This is a genomic window from Phormidesmis sp. 146-20 (assembly GCF_052939475.1).
Genome location: NZ_JBJPHT010000053.1, coordinates 1 through 17,651, shown reverse-complemented (window position 1 = coordinate 17,651; position 17,651 = coordinate 1). Strand labels below are relative to the sequence as shown.

At 47.5% G+C, this 17,651-nt stretch carries 17 protein-coding genes; 8 read left to right on the top strand and 9 right to left on the bottom strand.

Annotated elements, in window-relative coordinates; all coding sequences use genetic code 11:
• Positions 1–163: 163 nt before the first annotated feature.
• The 4 genes from ACKFKH_RS27735 to ACKFKH_RS27720 all read right to left on the bottom strand — a co-directional run bounded on the left by ACKFKH_RS27735 (position 164) and on the right by ACKFKH_RS27720 (position 5,175).
• Entirely contained in the window at positions 164–1,075 is a 912-nt protein-coding gene (locus tag ACKFKH_RS27735; protein ID WP_446861590.1) for an Npun_R2821/Npun_R2822 family protein, read from the bottom strand.
• Positions 1,072–2,088, bottom strand: a complete 1,017-nt coding sequence (locus ACKFKH_RS27730; protein WP_446861589.1) for an Npun_R2821/Npun_R2822 family protein — start codon at positions 2,086–2,088, stop codon at positions 1,072–1,074. The genes ACKFKH_RS27735 and ACKFKH_RS27730 overlap by 4 nt, the downstream gene beginning before the upstream one ends.
• Before the next feature lie 26 nt (positions 2,089–2,114).
• A complete protein-coding gene (locus ACKFKH_RS27725; RefSeq protein WP_446861588.1) occupies positions 2,115–3,068 on the bottom strand; it encodes a glycosyltransferase family 10 domain-containing protein in 954 nt (317 codons plus the stop codon).
• Positions 3,069–3,141: 73 nt separating this feature from the next.
• Positions 3,142–5,175, bottom strand: coding sequence for an ATP-binding cassette domain-containing protein (locus ACKFKH_RS27720; protein WP_446861587.1), 2,034 nt, complete (start codon positions 5,173–5,175; stop codon positions 3,142–3,144).
• A gap of 344 nt (positions 5,176–5,519) precedes the next feature.
• Between ACKFKH_RS27720 and ACKFKH_RS27715 the strand changes: the two genes are divergently transcribed.
• Positions 5,520–6,593, top strand: coding sequence for a glycosyltransferase family 2 protein (locus tag ACKFKH_RS27715; RefSeq protein WP_446861586.1), 1,074 nt, complete (start codon positions 5,520–5,522; stop codon positions 6,591–6,593).
• Between the two features lie 162 nt (positions 6,594–6,755).
• On the opposite strand, the gene ACKFKH_RS27710 is transcribed toward ACKFKH_RS27715, so the two are convergent.
• From ACKFKH_RS27710 to ACKFKH_RS27700, 3 genes are all read right to left on the bottom strand, one after another.
• Positions 6,756–7,559 carry a PIG-L deacetylase family protein gene (locus tag ACKFKH_RS27710; RefSeq protein WP_446861585.1) on the bottom strand — a complete coding sequence of 268 codons (804 nt, stop codon included), beginning with the start codon at positions 7,557–7,559 and terminating at the stop codon, positions 6,756–6,758.
• 12 nt (positions 7,560–7,571) lie between these two features.
• Positions 7,572–8,747, bottom strand: coding sequence for a glycosyltransferase family 4 protein (locus ACKFKH_RS27705; RefSeq protein ID WP_446861584.1), 1,176 nt, complete (start codon positions 8,745–8,747; stop codon positions 7,572–7,574).
• 81 nt (positions 8,748–8,828) lie between these two features.
• A complete protein-coding gene (locus ACKFKH_RS27700) occupies positions 8,829–9,035 on the bottom strand; it encodes a hypothetical protein (protein WP_446861583.1) in 207 nt (68 codons plus the stop codon).
• 187 nt (positions 9,036–9,222) lie between these two features.
• Here ACKFKH_RS27700 and gloB point away from each other — a divergent pair, with 187 nt between their 5' ends.
• The 4 genes from gloB to ACKFKH_RS27680 all read left to right on the top strand — a co-directional run bounded on the left by gloB (position 9,223) and on the right by ACKFKH_RS27680 (position 14,029).
• A complete protein-coding gene (gloB, locus tag ACKFKH_RS27695) occupies positions 9,223–9,996 on the top strand; it encodes a hydroxyacylglutathione hydrolase (protein ID WP_446861582.1) in 774 nt (257 codons plus the stop codon).
• A gap of 980 nt (positions 9,997–10,976) precedes the next feature.
• The gene (locus tag ACKFKH_RS27690) at positions 10,977–12,524 is read left to right on the top strand and encodes a flavin monoamine oxidase family protein (protein WP_446861581.1); all 1,548 of its coding nucleotides are present in this window, start codon (positions 10,977–10,979) and stop codon (positions 12,522–12,524) included.
• A gap of 292 nt (positions 12,525–12,816) precedes the next feature.
• On the top strand, positions 12,817–13,371 hold the full coding sequence (locus tag ACKFKH_RS27685; protein ID WP_446861580.1) for a RidA family protein: 555 nt from the start codon (positions 12,817–12,819) through the stop codon (positions 13,369–13,371).
• A 61-nt stretch (positions 13,372–13,432) separates the two neighbouring features.
• Positions 13,433–14,029: a hypothetical protein gene (locus ACKFKH_RS27680; protein WP_446861579.1), complete on the top strand. Its 597-nt coding sequence runs from the start codon at positions 13,433–13,435 to the stop codon at positions 14,027–14,029.
• A gap of 102 nt (positions 14,030–14,131) precedes the next feature.
• On the opposite strand, the gene ACKFKH_RS27675 is transcribed toward ACKFKH_RS27680, so the two are convergent.
• Together ACKFKH_RS27675 and ACKFKH_RS27670 are read right to left on the bottom strand one after the other, a co-directional pair.
• The gene (locus ACKFKH_RS27675; RefSeq protein ID WP_446861578.1) at positions 14,132–14,503 is read right to left on the bottom strand and encodes a hypothetical protein; all 372 of its coding nucleotides are present in this window, start codon (positions 14,501–14,503) and stop codon (positions 14,132–14,134) included.
• A 532-nt stretch (positions 14,504–15,035) separates the two neighbouring features.
• A complete protein-coding gene (locus ACKFKH_RS27670) occupies positions 15,036–15,371 on the bottom strand; it encodes a winged helix-turn-helix transcriptional regulator (protein WP_446861577.1) in 336 nt (111 codons plus the stop codon).
• Between the two features lie 120 nt (positions 15,372–15,491).
• Between ACKFKH_RS27670 and ACKFKH_RS27665 the strand changes: the two genes are divergently transcribed.
• The 3 genes from ACKFKH_RS27665 to ACKFKH_RS27655 all read left to right on the top strand — a co-directional run bounded on the left by ACKFKH_RS27665 (position 15,492) and on the right by ACKFKH_RS27655 (position 17,330).
• Entirely contained in the window at positions 15,492–16,226 is a 735-nt protein-coding gene (locus tag ACKFKH_RS27665) for an SDR family oxidoreductase (protein ID WP_446861576.1), read from the top strand.
• 23 nt (positions 16,227–16,249) lie between these two features.
• A complete protein-coding gene (locus tag ACKFKH_RS27660) occupies positions 16,250–16,681 on the top strand; it encodes an antibiotic biosynthesis monooxygenase family protein (protein WP_446861575.1) in 432 nt (143 codons plus the stop codon).
• A gap of 166 nt (positions 16,682–16,847) precedes the next feature.
• Positions 16,848–17,330, top strand: coding sequence for an AAC(3)-I family aminoglycoside N-acetyltransferase (locus ACKFKH_RS27655; protein ID WP_446861574.1), 483 nt, complete (start codon positions 16,848–16,850; stop codon positions 17,328–17,330).
• Positions 17,331–17,651 lie beyond the last annotated feature (321 nt).

The following is a 17,651-nucleotide window of genomic DNA, read 5'->3' as shown; positions in this document are numbered from 1 at the left end:
TCTAAAACGTTGTGCCCACACGGTCGCCATTCCTCAATCTACCCTAAATAGATAAGCTGAATTTGTGAACCGCAGGAACACTCAAAAGTAGAAGAAATCGTAGGTTTAAAGATCTAAGGGGGCAACTCGATCGACAAACAAACACCCTAAATTTTAGTAAAATCTAACGCTTAATTTTGCTGACAATCTGTTGAAAAAAACCGGGCTTTTTGGGGGCTAGGGTCGCTTCTACTAAAGGCTTTTCTTCATGCAGATAGCGGTAATGCTCCCAAACATCCCAATAGGGGCAATCTGGCTGAATCCGAATGCCTGCCCAATGTAAATATTGCAAAGGTTGATCAACGCTAGGATCAGCTAATTGGTAGTTTTCAGTCCGAGTAAAATGACTGGTACCTCCCCAGTTTCCAGGTGCTCCGCCGGGTCTACGAATGATGTTGAATCGGCGGGCAATGCGCTTCAAAATCATGTAGTTGATAATTGGTTGGTCAGAAGTCTTTTGAGAGAAGTCAAAATATTCAGGATGGGCTGCACATTCCGCAAAGGTTTCGTAGATTTCTTGTTCAGAAACCAATCCTTTTTTGGAAGCCCAAAATCCACCGTTAAACATATCTTTCAAATCACTTTCGGTAAAGACGTTTTCCTCGACCACTTTGGAGGTAAAGACGTTTTTGATTCCTCCCAAATGCTGATAGTCACAGCAGAGAAAATCATACTCAGAAAAGTAATTTAGGTTGTCGATGATCTTCTCGAATACAACAATATCGGTATCAATGTAGAGAAACTCATCAAACTCACCAAACCAACAAGCCTGCTTGCGAAACTGGTTAGGACGCGCAAAAAAATCACTGCCAAAAGCTTCATGAAGCCGCTTCGACAAGCGATCGATAAACTCCAAATCCTTGTAAATTTCAACGCCATGACGCTGCTTGAGAATTTCTGCAACCGTGTGATAGTTGTCGTCATAGGGAATTAGCACGATCGGTGTTTCTATATCGTGGATGCGAATGCTATTGATGAGAGCGATCGCGTGATCCGTTACTTTATCGTTTGCAGTAATGTAAATTCCACGACTCATGACTGAACTCCTTGTGCAACTAACTTGATTTTTTCGAGAACCCGACTGACTAAACTGGGCGGCGAGGGTGGGTGGTAAGGGATGGGTGAGGTGTTGAAGACAGGTCTATTTTCAGGTTCCTTAAGGTAGCGATAATGGAGGAATAAATCTCGGTAGGGAAAGTCAACATTTTCGCCTGAACAAAGATTGCGAAATAGACTAGAGGACAATCCAATGTAGTGAATATAAACTAGTCGCTTGCCGTGATCATACAGAATGTGATCTTGTTCTGAAAAATGAGGCGAAGTGACACAGCAACCTGTTTTTTGGTCGGTTGGTAACTGTAAAGCAAAGTTGTAAATAGAAAGCTGCGATCGCATCACCATGTAATTGAGAATCGTCTGGTCTGGTGCCATGCAATACAAGACTTCTGCTTCTCCACTTTGCAGACTCTTCAGCAGCCAGTCCAACTTTTCGGCACTAAACGTATTCTTTTTTGCGGCATAAAGTCCAGAGCAAAAAATCTCAGCGTTGAGTCTTTCTGCTGAAAAAACCTTTTTAAGTTGGCGAGAAGCCGCCTCGTAAACGTGATCAATATCTCGATATTGGAAGTCGTAAACCACCCAATCGTGATGATTTAATTGCTCAAAAATGGGGGTTATATCTCCCATCAACAGCGTATCTGCATCCATGTAGAGAAACTGATCGAACGGGCCGTCAAATGCACAAAATCGCCGATGAGTGCCGATGCGATGGTAGCGCTCCAAACTGTGTTTTTGCCACTGTTGTTGAGCCGTTGGATGGCTATCCCAAATTTGCTTAACGTAGCGATCCCAGCGGTCGATCGACTCCTGATCTTGATAAAGCTGAACATTGGGTCTTTTGGCGATTTCCATCTCAATACGACTGGTGGTGTTGTCGTAGGGATAGACACAGACCGGAAAGTCTGACCCCATAATGGCTTCGATGCTGTTGAGGAGAGCAACTAGCTGCTCGTAAACGTAATCATTGGCGAGGGTACAGATTCCGTTCATAAAAAGGATGAGGGATGAGGGGTGAACTAGAATTTTTGGGTGTAGTCGGAGAGCCAATTTAGAAGGTTGAGCTTATGGAGGATGATTTGTCTGGCTTCGGCGATCGCTTCCTTGGCTTCATACCAGGCATCAGGAGTGGCGGTGACTTCTTGAATGTAGGACAGCCCTTTTTCGTCGAGACTGGGCAACCGTAGAAAGCTGCCCGGAGGGAGAAGCTTGTCGGCCGCCGAACCGCCGTAGTAAATCGGTAAACACCAGCAGAGGAGCGAATCCCAGAGTTTTTCACTCACATACCAATCATTGTCGGCGTAGTTCTCGATGGCTAAGTTGTAGCGGTAGGGTGACATCGCATACCATTTGCTGTTGACTCTGCCCGTCGTTTGCGCCCAGTCAGGGAGGCCGCGTCCGTATAGGTCAAAGGGCACCTGATGAGATTGCAGCAAGCGAAGAAAGTCTAGTCGTTTGCGGTGGTTTTCGGTGCGGCTGATGCCAGAGGTGATCCAGCTACAGGGGCGAATCTTTTCGGGGACGGGCATTTCGTTCAGTTCGCGAAACGAGTTGTGGACGTACCAGATGGCAGGCATGTAGTCGGGGACAGGCGCAAAATCATCGGGCCCAGATACGTAACCGCAGTATTGTTCTGCTTGCTGATAGTTCCATTGGTTGGCGTGAATAACTTCCTCTAGAGGCGGTTCTCGGAGCAGATAGATGATTCGCTCTGAAGGGACACCGCGCAGTTGGGAATAGATGTCTGGCGGAGGGGTCTGCTTGCGAAATTTGTCGCGCCAGGAGGGTTGGGGAGTCGATCGCGGAAAATCAAACTGATACATCAGCAAAAAATCTGGCTGCGTCGCCGGGGCCTGAATTTGAATATTGCCCCACTGACCAAACGGGTAGGGAGTTTGCTGCCACAGCCAATCGCTCGGACTTGGATTTAGCCCTGCATAGCTGCTCAACATACCAACAATTTTTTTACTCATGTCCTGACTCATGTGCTTCGACCAATTTGATGACTAATCCACTAAATTGAGAAATTCAAAAAGAGGTGGGCCGCTAACTGACCTCTGTGACGCGGGGTTGAGGCGCAGATTCCACTGTCTGTTGGTTTGAGGCCTCCAGCGTCTCCAATTCTTTGACCAGATGTAGGGCGGACTGATAAGCGTCTTGAGTAAAGCGAGTTCGCTCGTCTGCATCGTCAATTACACCATCGACCACCAATCGCAGTGACCCAATCATTGAGTTGAGCGAAGTCCGCAGTTCGTAAGAAATCTGAGTCAGCAGATCGTGATTTTTCCGCTCTTTGTCAGAAAACTGCATGTCGTGGAGCCGCGCATAATAGCCCCCTTTTCGTAACAGATCAGTGTGGGAGCCAACTTCGACAACCCGCCCTTTGTCGAGAACGGCAATCTGGTGCGCTTTCTGAATCGTGGAGAGACGGTGGGCGATGACTAACGTGGTGCGATCGCGGCTCAAATCATCCAATGCCTGCTGTACCAATCGTTCAGAGACGGTATCCAGCGCACTTGTGGCTTCGTCAAGAATCAGAATGTCGGGGTTTCGCAATAGGGCACGCGCGATCGCCAGTCGTTGTCTTTGCCCCCCAGAAAGCATGACACCTCGGTCGCCGATCGTGGTTTCAAACCCCTGGGGCAGTTTGATGATGAATTCGTAAGCGTTGGCGCGTTTTGCGGCCTCGATCACATCGTTGTCGGTGGCATCCTGGCGAGCGTAGGCGATGTTGTTGCGAACGGAGTCGTTAAACAAAAAGGTGTCCTGGCTAACAATGCCCATTGATCGTCTCAAGTCGCGTGGGTCAAAGTCTTTGAGGTCGGTGCCGTCGATCGTAATGCGTCCACTTGTCACGTCATAAAATCGAGGCAGCAAATCCGCCAAGGTGGACTTTCCGGCACCAGAAGATCCGACGAGGGCGAGGGTTGTGCCTTTGGGCAGCCACAGATCGATGTTGTTGAGCACCAGATCTTCGTGACCGGGATAGGCAAAAGACAACCCCTCAAATCGAATGCCTTCTTGAATTGGGCGATAAGCCTGAGAACCACTTTTCATAAACGGCTTGTTGTCTCGGCGCAAAAAATCATGCACGATCGCGACGCTAGGAGACGTGCTGGCAAAACTGCTGCGAATGCTGTTGAGTTGACTCACAAAGGGCAGCAGTCGAAACAGCAGCAGCAAATAGGTGAGCAAAACTGTTGAAAGGGAAGCCATCTGGTCGCGAAAGAAAAGCTGACCCAGAATGACGATCGCCAGCACCGTAAGAATCCCTGCCATCTCGTTGATAGGGCCAACCAGTGCAGTATTCGCCTGAGACTGAAATTCTGCTTTTTCACGCCGATGAATCAGTTGGTTGAGTTTGCGATGTTCTTGAGCTTCGTGACCTGTGGCTTTGACAAGACGGATACCGTTGAGAATTTCGAGTAGCGCAACCGAATATTCTCTGGACTGCTCTGAAAGTTCTCGCCCATAAATCTGAGCGCGTTTGACAAAGTAGTGATTGGCGAGCGACACCAAAAACAACAGTGCGGTCGAGGCTAATGTCAACTGCCAGGAAATCGCCAACAACAGGGCGACAAACACCAAAACAGTTGCCACCGTTGTGATCATATTGATCGCAGTCCGAATGGCACCCGCCGCTTGAGCCACTTCTGCACCGAGACGATTGATCAAGTCGCCCACTTTAGTTTTGACGTAGAAGTCTAAATCTACATCCAGAAGTAGCTTCAGCCCTTCGTTACGGATGTCGTTGACCAGAGCGCGAGATAGGTGACTGGAGGATAGAGAACCCACATACCCAGTTATGTTTTTGAGCAAGATTGCCAGCAAAATCAAGCCCAGCATGATTCCAGCCTGACTGCTGCCTGCACTGCCATCCAGTCTAGAAAAAATAGGCTGCAAGACGGGCGGTGCGCCCCTAAAATTGACTTGTTGTCCTAGAAATCCCAGAATTACTGGGACAATCAGAACGGTACTCACGCCGTTGAACAAGGCTCCCGAAAATCCCAAAACGATCGTGGCAACAATCCAGGTTGGATAACGAAGGGCAAAGTTGAGGAGCAGCTTGTTGGGGGACATGCACAATTTCCAGATAGACAGCAAGTAAAGTTTGACAACCGTTGGGGCGCGGGTCTTTTTTATTTATCCCGTCATGACTTGAAGTCGATCAGGTTGAGTAAAACAACTTCAAGAGCCAGGGATGAGAGAGGATACGGCGATCGAGCGCCCTTTTCCTGAAGGTGAGGAGGGGGGAAAGTAGAAAAAGGCACGTGGCTCCTTCATTCTTAAACTGCGATCGTGGATCGAATCCGGACGAGTCAGATTGTTGCAGATTACCCTGGTGGCGACTTTGTAGAGCGGAATTGGGGAAGTGGAGCCGGGGAATGGGTATTTTGAGTCAGTAGTCTCTCAGTAAGGTCGATATGAACCAGGATTTGATCAAACTTCCGCACTTGTTGGATGACGTTCCGCTTCCTGATTTGTTACCTCCGATCGTGTTGGTTGCGTTTACTCGTCCTGAGCTTTTGCAGCAGGTGCTCGTGGCGATTAGTCAACAGTCTTTGTCACCGCAACAGATCTTAGCCTTTGTGGATGGAGCAAGAAGCCCAAAAGATGAACTCTTAATCAATGAATGTGTTGCTTTATTAAAGGAGTTCTCACAAAAAATTCCGGTCGAGATTGTGGTGCGTCCTGAGAATCTGGGCTGCGATCGCAATGTGGTGGCTGCCCTGACGGAAGTGAGCGATCGCTATGATTCGTTTATCTATCTAGAAGACGATGTGGTGCCCAATCCAGGGTTTTATGACCGAGTGTGTCGATTACTAGAAGCTTACCGAAATTATCCTCAAATTGGGTCGGTGTCGGCCTTTGCCAACTTTCCGAATGAGTTGGAGCCGCTGATCGATCGAGATTTTATCGTCTCCAATCGGGTGTTTGCGTTGGGGTTTGGGATGTGGAGCGATCGCTGGAAGAAACTCAATTTAGCAAGTCAGCCCCAGGGGTCAAATCCATTCCAGAATTACTATCGGATTCCAGCAACGATTCAGACGAAACATACGTTGTTAAATCAGTTTTTTATCGAAAAAAATCGTCAGACAGATTGGGTGATCACGATGACGCTGAATGCGCTGTCACACAATTTAGTTCACATTACGCCCAAAGTTTCGTTTGTCAAAAACATTGGATTTGGACACCCAGAAGCTAAGACTTATCGAGGCGCGGAGCCTGATTGGATTAATTTTAGATTTGATCCGGAGGCTCATCCCAACAGCTTGCCAGATCGTTTGGAGCTAATGGACGGATTGGCAAAACCACTCAATGGGATGGAGCTAGTACAGCATTTAGAGAAGGCGAACGGCGTGTGGTTGAGTGTGCCCGCGATCGCCCACTTTCTCCAAAAATATCCAGGCATGGAGAATATGAAGGCTTTTCTAAAGCTATTTCTATCCCGTGCGCCAGTCATGCTCAGACGTTGGAGAAGTGGTTTACCTGTATAGTATTCGGTGAAATTGTTTGCTAAGGTTACAAGTCACAGAATCCCCCTTAAAGTTCTGAAGTTCTCCAAAACTGGTAGCTTGAGGGCAGAAGATCTAAACACCGAAGATTCCAAACACCGAAGATTCCAAACACCAAAGCGAAAAATTAAAGCAACTTAGCGATTAGCGATCGGACTTAAAGAACACTTCATAGGGCAAAAAGAACCGCCTTAAAAAGCCATGAGGCAAGACCTTTCCGCCATCTGCATCGATCGGCAAATATTGAGAGCGATAGGCTTCCAGGGCTTGTCGCTTTTTAAGTTGGACGGGCTTGATCGAGAGGCGACAGGCACCCGCTAATTCAGATAGCTTGACTTCTTGAAAGAGCCGCGTTTTCCAAAGAATCCAAATCGGATACTCAAACAACTCGATCGCTTGTCCTGACGCTGCGATCGCCTTCTTAACTAAGGTGTGAGTCACTTCATGGTCGGCGCTGCGATCGTGACGGTGAGTGACATAGATTTCACCCGGTTGAAAGTCGTGAATAATTTGGGTTAACTGATCGGTGGCTCGTTGGCGATCGCTGTCTGTTGTGTATCTCAGCTTGCCGTCTCGGTGGTCGAGAAAGTGAATCTGATCTGCCTCTACGCCCAAAATGGATAGGGCTTCTAGCGCCTCCTGTTTGCGGATTGGAGCAATTTCGCCCGACTTAAAGTTGGGATGCCAGAGATGAGAAGCCGCCCCATCGGTGACAAATACAATTTGTACGGGGGTTCCCTGTTCTCGCTTGAGGGCGATCAATCCCCCACAGCCAAGGGTTTCATCATCCTGGTGAGGAGAGACGATGAGAGCCGATTTTTGAGAAAGGGCGATCGCCGGACTGCTCACCGCCAGCCCTAGATACTGAAACCAGCACAGCCACGCAGGAGATTCGTATTTTTGAAGCCAGTACAGTTTATTTTGAATTCGATTCAACAGTTTTTTCACAAATCAATTGCTCTAAAAGGCTGAAATAATGCTTGATAAAATGGTGGCCATCGCATCCACGCTGTAGTGTTGGACGCATCGTTCTCTAGCGCGTCGTCCCTGCTCAGTGGCTTCCTCTAAATGTTGAAAAATCCAGGAAATTTTGTCAGCCAATTGTTCTGGAGAACTGGGCGCAACGAGATATCCGGTGTCTCCTAAAATTTTGGGCACGTCGCCTACCGTGGTTGATAGAACGGGTTTTGCCATCGCCATCCCGTCAGTCAGTTTGAGCGGAAATTGGGCCGTCGTCGCTGGGTCATCCCGTTGAGGAATCACGATCGCATGAGCCGCCGAGACAATTTCGGGCATCGATTCGTAGGAGGCTTTGGGCAGCTTGATGATCCAGCGTCCCCATTTCTCGATCAGTTGATTGTCGTAGTCGTCGTAGGGACTGCCGCCCACAATGACTAATCGCAAATCGGGCTGATTCAACAAATCCAGAGCGGTCAACACGTCTTCTAGCCCTTTGTAGGGACGAGGCGCACCTGGAAACATCAAAATTCGATACTCAGAAAGACCATAGCGATCGCGGCTAACGTGAGGATCGTAGCGATCGGGGTCAAACAGCATCGTATCCTTGCCGTTGGGAATATAAATGCCCCCAAACCGTTTCTGCATGGCTTCTGTATGAACGGTGACAACATCGGCACGAGAAACAAGCTGCTCCGCCCACTGGAGGTAGAGAGGATGATCGGGGTTTCGCAGCGCTCCGTCTGATTTGAGCAAGTCTTTAGCAAATTGCCGAATGTTGGGACGGTATTGCCAGCGATCGCCGCCATGCCAACTCATTTCCCAATCGTCGATGTCTGAAATCACCGGGCGATTGCTCCGTCCTTTTTTGAGCAGTGCCAGCCCCAGACTCGTCAGCTTGGTTTTGTAGGCGTAGAGCATATCGCCGTCAATCTGGTCGAGTAGCTGTTTGGCGTTGGCAAAAAAAGCGGGATAGGGTTTTGCGGGAATTACTTTGATCGGAATCTCAGATGTGAAGGTGGCGTGAGCGTGTCCCTCAAAGACAAAGCCAACGATTTCAACCTCGTGTCCAATCTTTCTCAACGCCTGACTCAGCAAAAAGGGGCGAACGGCTCCCCCACCCCACCGACCAACGCCACTCTGGGATAGATCGCTAACGATGAGTGAAATCTTTTTCATTCCAGTAGTTTCGGAAGTTGCTCTGTATCCAGGTTCCCAAAATTTTTGAGAAGTCGGGATTTTTACCTTTGCGGGGTGCGTTTAATCAGTAAGTTTGACCTGGCCTGCCAAAATATGATCAAAAATGCGATTAATTCGACGGCGATCGTTCTCAGTTGCTCTCTGATTAGACAGTAGAATCGAGGCCAAATGAAGATATTCCTGACGATTGAGTTGCCCTGATTTTAAGATTGTCTCAATGAGATGGGGGGTGGGCAGATGCGATCGCGGGATTGCCACTCTTACCATAGGTTTAGTTGAAGGGCCCGCAGGCCAGTAGATGCTGTCTCATTTTTGACGCAGGAACGCTTATTTGGGCGAAGTAGCCATCAGTGAATTGTAAAAACTTGATGAACTTCTCTCTAGATCGATTCTCTACACTTAAGTATTGACTGCCTGTATCCAAAACCACACACAAGCCCAAAAATTGGAAAGAATGCAAATCTACCGACTTTCTGCCCTTTCAGACAACTACATCTTCTTGCTGCATGATGTTTGGCGTAATATTGCCGTAGTTGTCGATCCGGCTGAACCTTACCCAGTTTTACAGCAGCTTGATAAACTTGGCGCAGAATTAGTTGCCATTTTGAACACGCATCATCACGGAGATCACGTTGGGGCAAACTCGGATCTGTTGCGGCGGTTTCCCAAAGCGATCGTGTATGGCGGCGCAGAAGATCGCGGCAGAATTCCCGGACAAACGGTGTTTTTGCGAGAAGGAGATCGGGTGGAGTTTGGCGATCGAGTGGCAGAGGTGCTGTTTGTGCCGGGACATACTCGCGCTCACATTGCTTATTATTTTGCAGCGAATGTGCCTGGTCAGTCAGGAGACTTGTTTTGTGGAGACACGTTGTTTTCGGGCGGCTGCGGCAGATTGTTTGAAGGCACCCCGGCTCAGATGGTTCAGTCGCTGACCAAAATTCGGGCGTTACCGGACGATACAAACATTTGGTGTGCCCATGAGTACACATTGAGTAATCTAAAATTTGCGGTGACGGTCGATCGTGGCAATTCTGCTTTAAATGCGCGTTTTGCAGAAGTGCAGTCTCTCAGAACCCACAATCAACCAACCATTCCTTCGTCGCTCAAAATTGAGAAACAAACGAATCCCTTTTTGCGTTGGGACGATCGTGCCGTTCAACAAGCGATGAATAGTCAGGACGTTGTGCAAACTTTTGCGACGCTGCGAAAGAAAAAAGATGTGTTTTAGAGATGGGCAATCCAGCGCTTTTCGACCTCCAAATCTGTTAGCGAATCTTGCTTAAAGCAGCCACCCAAATTACTGTCGAGCTAACATCTATCAGAAGACGGATATCGTAGACTGTCAGCCGCAATGATCCATTCAAAAATCTATTTCTCTGAAGCATTGATTTTTGGAGTAATCAAGCAAAAGAGTTAAGAACTTTCTCTATTGTCCACGAGTTGGTCGTGTTCTAAAGAGGTTAGAAATTTCAAGAAATAGTGACAAATGAAATTTATCTACCGATGCGTTAAATCTTTGTAGAGATGTTGATTCTTCAATACTTTTACGGGGTTTCACCTATGATTTCTTCGTATTTTCCCTGAGTTTTGAGCGTTACAATTCTACGATCGTCTCAAATTTGTAGCAGAACTAACAATCTGCAATTTTTTGCCGCAGTATTTTCAAATTGCTAACCAAAGGCACACAGCATTAGGCTAACCTCACACATCGACAAAGCTTTCTACACAGCATCAGCAGTTTTGCTCAAAGAGATTGCTGGACATAGAAGGACTTCTTAATAGATGGTCTGTTCTATGCGATCGACTGACTACAAGGTTTTGTTCATCTTCAAGTAATTTAGTTAAGCCAATTTCTTCACGGATTCATCAGGAGTGTGTATGAAGCAAAGCTTTTTGAGAATGGTTGTCTATCCTCTTGTCTACAGATCTACAGAATTGTCAGGATTGACGATCGCCAATTGAACGAAGTCATTGACTAACTAGAAACTTGCTGCTTTCTAATGTGATGGAGAGTTTGTTAACTCAAGCATTCCAGGCAGTTGAAAGCGTAGGAAATTGAGAAAGTTAGCCAATTTTGAGAAGGTACAAGATGCTTTTCTCAAAGTCTGGTGAGGTGTTACCGTGCGAACTTTTCAGGCGAAACTCTGGCTGTGAAAGTTTGTAGAAGTCTGGTGCGTTGAGAGTCATCTACCGAGTGGAGGAGCGATCGTGAAACGTCGAGATTTTATTGTTCAGGTGGCGGCAGCGGGGGGTTCGACTTATGCCGCGATGAAGGCGTTGGACTTGTTTGGAGAAAGCAATCCAGCCGCTGCTCAGGGCAGAGAGTTACAGATTCGACCGGGGCGGGGGGCGCGAGTCATTATTTTGGGAGCCGGACTCGCAGGCATGACGGCCGCCTATGAACTTCGGAAGGCGGGCTATCGATGCACCATTTTAGAAGCGAGAAATCGATCGGGCGGACGCTGTTGGACAGTGCGCGGCGGCGATCAGATTGTGGAAACAACGGGTACAGTTCAGACGGCGCAGTTTGCTAAAGGAGAATACTTTAACCCTGGCCCCGCTCGGATTCCTCAACATCACATCACGATCGACTACTGCCGCGAATTGGGAGTCAAGCTAGAGATTTTTGGCAACCTCAACTATCAGCAGTACTACTACAACGAGGGCGTTCCGGGTGGGTTAGCAGGGCGAAAAGTGAGGGCGCGTCAGGCAAAAGCTGACATCAGAGGCTATCTTGCAGAACTGTTGGCCAAAGCTGCTAATCAAGGCGCGTTAGAGGCTCCGCTCAGTGCCGAAGATCGAGAAAGATTGGTGGTATTTTTGAGAACCTATGGGGGACTTGATCCTGACTTGTTTTACCGGGGGTCAAGCCGTCGTGGATTTGATGCCGAAAAGCAGGGAGCGGGCGATCGTCCCGGTAAGTTTGAAAGTCCCTATTCACTCAGTGCGCTGATCAATCAAGGATTCGCTAACTACGAAGCATTTGAGCAGGGCTACGACCAACAGATGTTGATGTTTCAACCTGTAGGAGGATTGGATCAAATCGCCAAAGCGCTGGAGCGAAAGGTACGATCGACCATTCAGTTTGACGCTGAAGTGCAAGAAATTCGCAAAACACCCAACGGAGTGCGGATTGTATATAACCAAAATGGCAATGTGCAACAAGCCGTTGGAGAGTATTGTATTTGCACCATTCCGTTGACGGTGTTGAGCAAGATTCCTGCTGACTTTTCGCCAGATATGCAGGCGGCGATCGCGGGTGTTGAATATGCCGTCACTGGTAAATCTGCCCTGCAATTTAACCGTCGCTTTTGGGAAGAAGATGAGCAAATCATGGGCGGTATCACGAGTACCAACATTGGTTTGGCAACGATCTGGTATCCCTCTTATGGCTATCTATCTCGGCGCGGTGTGGTGGTTGGCTACTACAACTTTGGAGCGGTGGCCGCAGAATTTGGAGCATTACAGCCTGGAGAACGAGTACAGCGCGCCCTAGCACTAGGTAGTAGAATTCATCCACAATACAACAATCACTTTGAGACGGGCTGTTCGATCTATTGGCCCAATGTGCCTTATAACTTGGGCGGCTGGGCAACTTACACAACCCAATCTCGCCAACAGTTTTACTCCAGACTCAATGCACCAGACGGCAGGATCTATCTCGCAGGTGAGCATCTAAGCTATCTAACAGGCTGGATGGCTGGTTCATTTGAGTCGGCGCGAGTGGTAGTGCAGCAGATTGGAGCGCAGGGTTAGAGGAGGTGAGCAGTGAAGAAGACGTTAGATGAAAGACAAGAGACGTTAGACGAACGCAAGAGACGCTAGACAAAAGACTGAAGACTTAAAACACTTTCCTGATGAAAGGTGATGTGCAACTTCTCGGAGTTCTCATTTAACTTGACGTGAATTTGATGAAATCTTTAGCAAAAAAACTTCATCGAATTCACTAACTTGAGTTTTTGGCATCACTTCGCGTCTATTCAAAGTCTAAAGTCTAGAATCCAATGTCCAGAGTTCAATTGAAGATCAAGTAAGTAAAGGAAACATCATGGCAAAGTGGTTTGGTCAGATTGTGAAAGGTAGACGCTGGTTGGTCGCCGTTTTTACCATTCTTTTTAGTGTGACGGTGTTGACGGTGGCGGTGCAGGCGCAGACGGTGCGGACGCCTAGAGTGGTAACGTTTACGCCGGGTGGGGCAACTTCTCCAATTTCTGCGGGTGTGGCATTTCCCAAGGATGTAGGGTATTACTTCACCAGTGGAACGGTGCCGCCTGCCGTTAATTTAGACGCTCCTGCAACAAGCCGCGATCGCTTTGGAGACACCTATACTCAAGCTAAAGGTACACTGACTCGCATCAAAGAGTTGTTAGAATCTCAAGGACTGGGACTCAAAGATGTGGCGTTTTTGATTTGCTATCTGGTTCCTGATCCCGCACTGAATGGACAAGTGGACTATCAAGGATGGTTTACGGCTTATGGAGAGTTTTTCAATAATCCAGACAACCCTGTTAAGACGGCCCGTTCTACACTAGGGGTACAAGGTTTAGTCAATCCAGGCTGGCTCGTTGAAATTGAAGCGATCGCGGTTTATCCTCGCAGGTAGACTCGATATTGTTAAAACGTTTTTTCTGCACGATTCCTCCACTTTTTTATTGGTGATGCAAATGAATCTGATTGTAAAATCAAGCGCGATCGCTCTAGGGCTACTCATTAGTTTGGGTGGAACGATCGTCCTCGTCTCGTCGGCTGAGGCAGATACCAAAGCGCCCAATTCGTCAGGTGGCTCATCGGTGAAGGAAATCGATCAGGTGATCAGTTCTGACACCCAAACTTATCCAGAGTTGGTGCAACAGGCTGAAACGCTGGCGACTCAATTGATCAATCGAGAATTGCAGAATGCTGCGGTGCAAACTGTTGTTGTGAGAGTTTCGGGCGATCGTTTTGGTAGTGTTGCGCCGATTTTGCTAGTCAAGGTTTCTCGCAAAGACTGGCAAGCCAAACCTAACATTCGCGACTGGTCGAGATATGCGGGTCAATCTTCTCAACAACTGTTGGGCTATCTCAATCCGCCTCCCCCTCAAGCGCCCGTTGCTTCGTCCTATACTCCAGAATATGTGCCTGAGACTGCGCCTGCGGTGTCGTCGGGTGGGGCGGCGGTCTCTAATGGGTCGGGTCAGAGAAGGGCTGCTACGAGCAATCGTGCCGTCAATCCTTTGATTTCTGGGTCAGTGCCCGAACCTAGCGATCCGGGATATCGGTGATTGGTCTAGTCCTCACAAATCGTTTAGAAGAGCGTTGCTGAATTTGTAATGGATGGTAGAGGAACTACTTCTACACATTACTTGTCAGCAACGCTCGATCGTTTACAGTTCAATTGTCTTTTTGTTGTGCAATTCCTCCAAGTGTATGAGTGAACCAGCGCCCATGACAATATCGAACTTCATTAAAGAACGTTGAATTTGATAGCCCGCTAATACGCGAATCACTTGATATTCAGTCGTCAAATCGCTCGTGCCATCCCATTTGAGATAGGCCAATTGGTTTGAGGCAACTTCACTCAATTGTTCAACGAATTCTTCAATACAATTTCTCACGTCTGAGAGAATGCCAGAGGGCATAAAGATTAATCGCTCTTGCAAGTCCAAGGTAACGGTGACTTGGTAACGTCTAACTAATGAGCATTGCAACTCAAAGCTAAACGAAACTGAGTCAGGAAGGTGTCTCCTAACGGCCATGTTGTTTTGTCCTCCCTGTTTAGTTCAAAGAGGATGGGAGCGCAGACGTTTCAAACGCTCCCCCAAAGTGTGAAGGGTATGCAGGATCTTGATTCCAACCTTTCAAGATCCCATCGCAAAGCAGACGTAGTACAATCATGAACGCCTCCAAAGTTAGTACGTTTAACTTAGGTGGAAGTCCTCGGAGGTCTGATCGGCTAAATCAGATTTCCGGGGCGTGATCTCCACCTGCGGAATATCTTACACAGATTTTTGATTTTTTGGAATACTGAATTTTAATTGGGCGATTAACTAGATGAGGTGTGCAGCGATCGAGTAACTTCCTGGATGTTCCTGTCACAACAAGTGTCTGAAGTATCAAAGGGACAGTCTTTTTTGAGTGGAAGCTATGCTGAAGTTTTCCGCCTATCTGCCTAATCACACCCGCTATACAGAAAGCTTCTGCCGAGCCACTCGATTTTAAGTGATATGCAGAACTTGTCAGCCTATTCACCCAATTTAGGATGATCTGTGAAACTTTCTCTCTAAAAAACTATGCCGTCTCAATCTTGCGTTTTAGATGCTCTTGCCCCCATTCACACAAGGGCTTAAAGATGGGTATGAGCGTCTCACCATAGGCTGTGAAAGCGTATTCGACCTTTGGAGGCATATCTGAAAGCGCTATACGGCTGATAATTCCATCTCGCTCTAGTTCGCGCAGTTGCTGAATCATCATTTTTTCAGTGATTTCAGGAATCAATCGCTTCAATTCGCTGTATCGTTTTGCTGAATCCTTCAGGTGCCACAAAATTAAGAGCTTCCACTTTCCGCCCAGGACTTTTAGGGTGGCTTGTACAAACAGTGTGCCATCATTTTGTTCTGGTTGCATGAGAATCACGTTTTAATGAGCAACAGGAACTTACAAAAAAGTAAGTACTTCCCAAAAAGCCAGTTAAAGCATACCGTGTTACTGATGAAATCTCCCTGTTTCGAGCCTAGGAATAAAGCCATGTCTTCACTGAAAGGAAAAGTAGCATTAGTTACGGGTGCATCACGGGGCATCGGACAAGCAATTGCTGAACGTCTGGGGCGCGAAGGGGCAAACGTTACAATTACCTACGCAGGCAATCGAGAGAAAGCGGAAGCAGTGGTTACTACGATTCAGAGTAATGGAGTAGAAGCGATCGCGATTCAATCAGATATCAGCAATGTTGAACATACTCGTAATCTATTCGACCGAGTTCTCAACACATTTGGTCAGGTTGATATCGTTGTTAATAATGTTGGGGTGTCTGTCTATAAACCCACGATTGACATGACTGAATCTGACTTTGATCATGTCTTTAACACCAATGCTAAAGGAACTTTTTTTGCTTTACAAGAAGCAGCGAAGCATCTTAGCGATGGTGGACGGATCATTAGTTTATCCAGTGGTGCAACCAAGCAAAGTATTCCGATGGGCGGACTGTATGCCGCTAGTAAAGCCGCGATAGAACAGTTTAGCTTTGCCTTGTCTAAAGAGCTAGGGCAGCGAGGCATTACTGTCAACTTGGTATCGCCAGGAGTCACGGCAACAGACGGATTGATTATGCCTGCTGATGCTTTGAACCACTTAATTCAATCAACTCCACTAGGACGGCTTGGACAAGCTACCGACATAGCAGACGTAGTTGCATTCCTAGCATCTAATGATGCTCGCTGGGTCAATGGTCAAGTGATTCAAGTGAATGGCGGCATTCTGTAAGCCAGTATTAAAGGAGTCAATTCATGAATGTGCAATTGGAAAATGGATTCCCAGTCAATCCTATTCGCGTTGATAATGGAATTGTGCTGATCAATATATTTACGCTCGATCCTGACAAGGCTGAACAATTTGTTGCTACACAAGTTGGCGAGTACAAAAGATTAAAAGGTCAATTTCCGGGTAGTTACACAGCCAATTTGCACATTAGTCTCGATCGCACACGAGCAGCTAACTATGCTCACTTCACATCTGTAGAAGATTATGTTGTCATGCGGAATAGCCCTGAATTTGCTGATCATTTGCAGCGCCTCCAAGGGCTTGTGATTAAAGCAGAACCCCAACTCTATCAAGTGATCTACACACAACATCTTGATATGCCCACCTCTGAAGAACCTTTACCTGCTTTGCCTAATCCAGAGTTTGCACCAAGCCTTGCACCACCTTTGCTCAGTTAACACCGTTCAATTAGATTCATTTACTGAACGGCATAACGATCCCGTTGCACACCGATCAGATAGAATTGTTTCATCAAGTCCGAAAGGTCGCTAGTGACAGGTGAACGGAAACGTTATGCATCTTAGAGCGCACACTTCTTCGCTGAAATTGCATTTAGGTTGAGCTATGTCGTCTTCACTCCCATTTAGTATTCGCCTGCTTACATCTGAAGACTTGGCGCTGATGGAATCTATGATGACGACCTTCGGTAAAGCATTTGATGAGACGGAAACCTACACAGCAACACGCCCAAGTGAAGCTTATCTCAAGCGTTTACTTGCCAGTGATTACTTCATCGCTCTTGCAGCCTTGAAAAATGGCTCGGTAGTGGGTGGAATCGCCGCATACGAACTTCAGAAGTTTGAGCAGGAGCGCAGTGAAATTTACATTTATGATTTGGCTGTCGCAGAGGCGCACCGACGCGAGGGCATTGCTACGGCGTTAATCCAAGAACTCAAGAGGATTGCGGCAACGCGAGCAGCCTATGTCATATTCGTGCAGGCGGATGTCGAAGATGCACCTGCCATCGCGCTCTATACGAAGTTGGGAGTTCGCGAAGAAGTGCTGCACTTTGACATTGCAGTTGCAGGTGATGATCGCACTGCATAACAACCTCAATGCACACTGACCAATGCCAAGTTGTCTATTGAGCGTTCTAGGCTTTCGCGGCGGGTGATTGGGAACGTTCGATCTTCACAGATCGCCACCTCGATCGCTGAACTTCTCTCAGTACTCAGAGTAAACTAATGGTTTCACGATCGTCCCTCTCACGGAAGCCTTCTTCAGGAGAACTCAAGCTCAAGTCTCTGGAATGAGTTCTCTCCGTACCATGCGCCACTAAAACTGAGGTGAATTCGATGAAATTCCTCGCTGTAGCGATCACTCTAGGCAGCCCCCTAAATCCCCCAAGTTTGGGGGACTTTGAGCAAG

What these genes read in the sequence shown, in the direction of transcription:
- ACKFKH_RS27665 (WP_446861576.1), top strand. Translation starts at nt 15,492, where the DNA reads ATGTCTTCACTGAAAGGAAAAGTAGCATTAGTTACGGGTGCATCACGG.
- ACKFKH_RS27715 (WP_446861586.1), top strand. Translation starts at nt 5,520, where the DNA reads ATGAACCAGGATTTGATCAAACTTCCGCACTTGTTGGATGACGTTCCG.
- ACKFKH_RS27660 (WP_446861575.1), top strand. Translation starts at nt 16,250, where the DNA reads ATGAATGTGCAATTGGAAAATGGATTCCCAGTCAATCCTATTCGCGTT.
- ACKFKH_RS27705 (WP_446861584.1), bottom strand. Translation starts at nt 8,747, where the DNA reads ATGAAAAAGATTTCACTCATCGTTAGCGATCTATCCCAGAGTGGCGTT.
- ACKFKH_RS27730 (WP_446861589.1), bottom strand. Translation starts at nt 2,088, where the DNA reads ATGAACGGAATCTGTACCCTCGCCAATGATTACGTTTACGAGCAGCTA.
- ACKFKH_RS27655 (WP_446861574.1), top strand. Translation starts at nt 16,848, where the DNA reads ATGTCGTCTTCACTCCCATTTAGTATTCGCCTGCTTACATCTGAAGAC.
- ACKFKH_RS27670 (WP_446861577.1), bottom strand. Translation starts at nt 15,371, where the DNA reads ATGCAACCAGAACAAAATGATGGCACACTGTTTGTACAAGCCACCCTA.
- gloB (WP_446861582.1), top strand. Translation starts at nt 9,223, where the DNA reads ATGCAAATCTACCGACTTTCTGCCCTTTCAGACAACTACATCTTCTTG.
- ACKFKH_RS27680 (WP_446861579.1), top strand. Translation starts at nt 13,433, where the DNA reads ATGAATCTGATTGTAAAATCAAGCGCGATCGCTCTAGGGCTACTCATT.
- ACKFKH_RS27685 (WP_446861580.1), top strand. Translation starts at nt 12,817, where the DNA reads ATGGCAAAGTGGTTTGGTCAGATTGTGAAAGGTAGACGCTGGTTGGTC.
- ACKFKH_RS27720 (WP_446861587.1), bottom strand. Translation starts at nt 5,175, where the DNA reads ATGTCCCCCAACAAGCTGCTCCTCAACTTTGCCCTTCGTTATCCAACC.
- ACKFKH_RS27675 (WP_446861578.1), bottom strand. Translation starts at nt 14,503, where the DNA reads ATGGCCGTTAGGAGACACCTTCCTGACTCAGTTTCGTTTAGCTTTGAG.
- ACKFKH_RS27700 (WP_446861583.1), bottom strand. Translation starts at nt 9,035, where the DNA reads ATGGTAAGAGTGGCAATCCCGCGATCGCATCTGCCCACCCCCCATCTC.
- ACKFKH_RS27735 (WP_446861590.1), bottom strand. Translation starts at nt 1,075, where the DNA reads ATGAGTCGTGGAATTTACATTACTGCAAACGATAAAGTAACGGATCAC.
- ACKFKH_RS27725 (WP_446861588.1), bottom strand. Translation starts at nt 3,068, where the DNA reads ATGAGTAAAAAAATTGTTGGTATGTTGAGCAGCTATGCAGGGCTAAAT.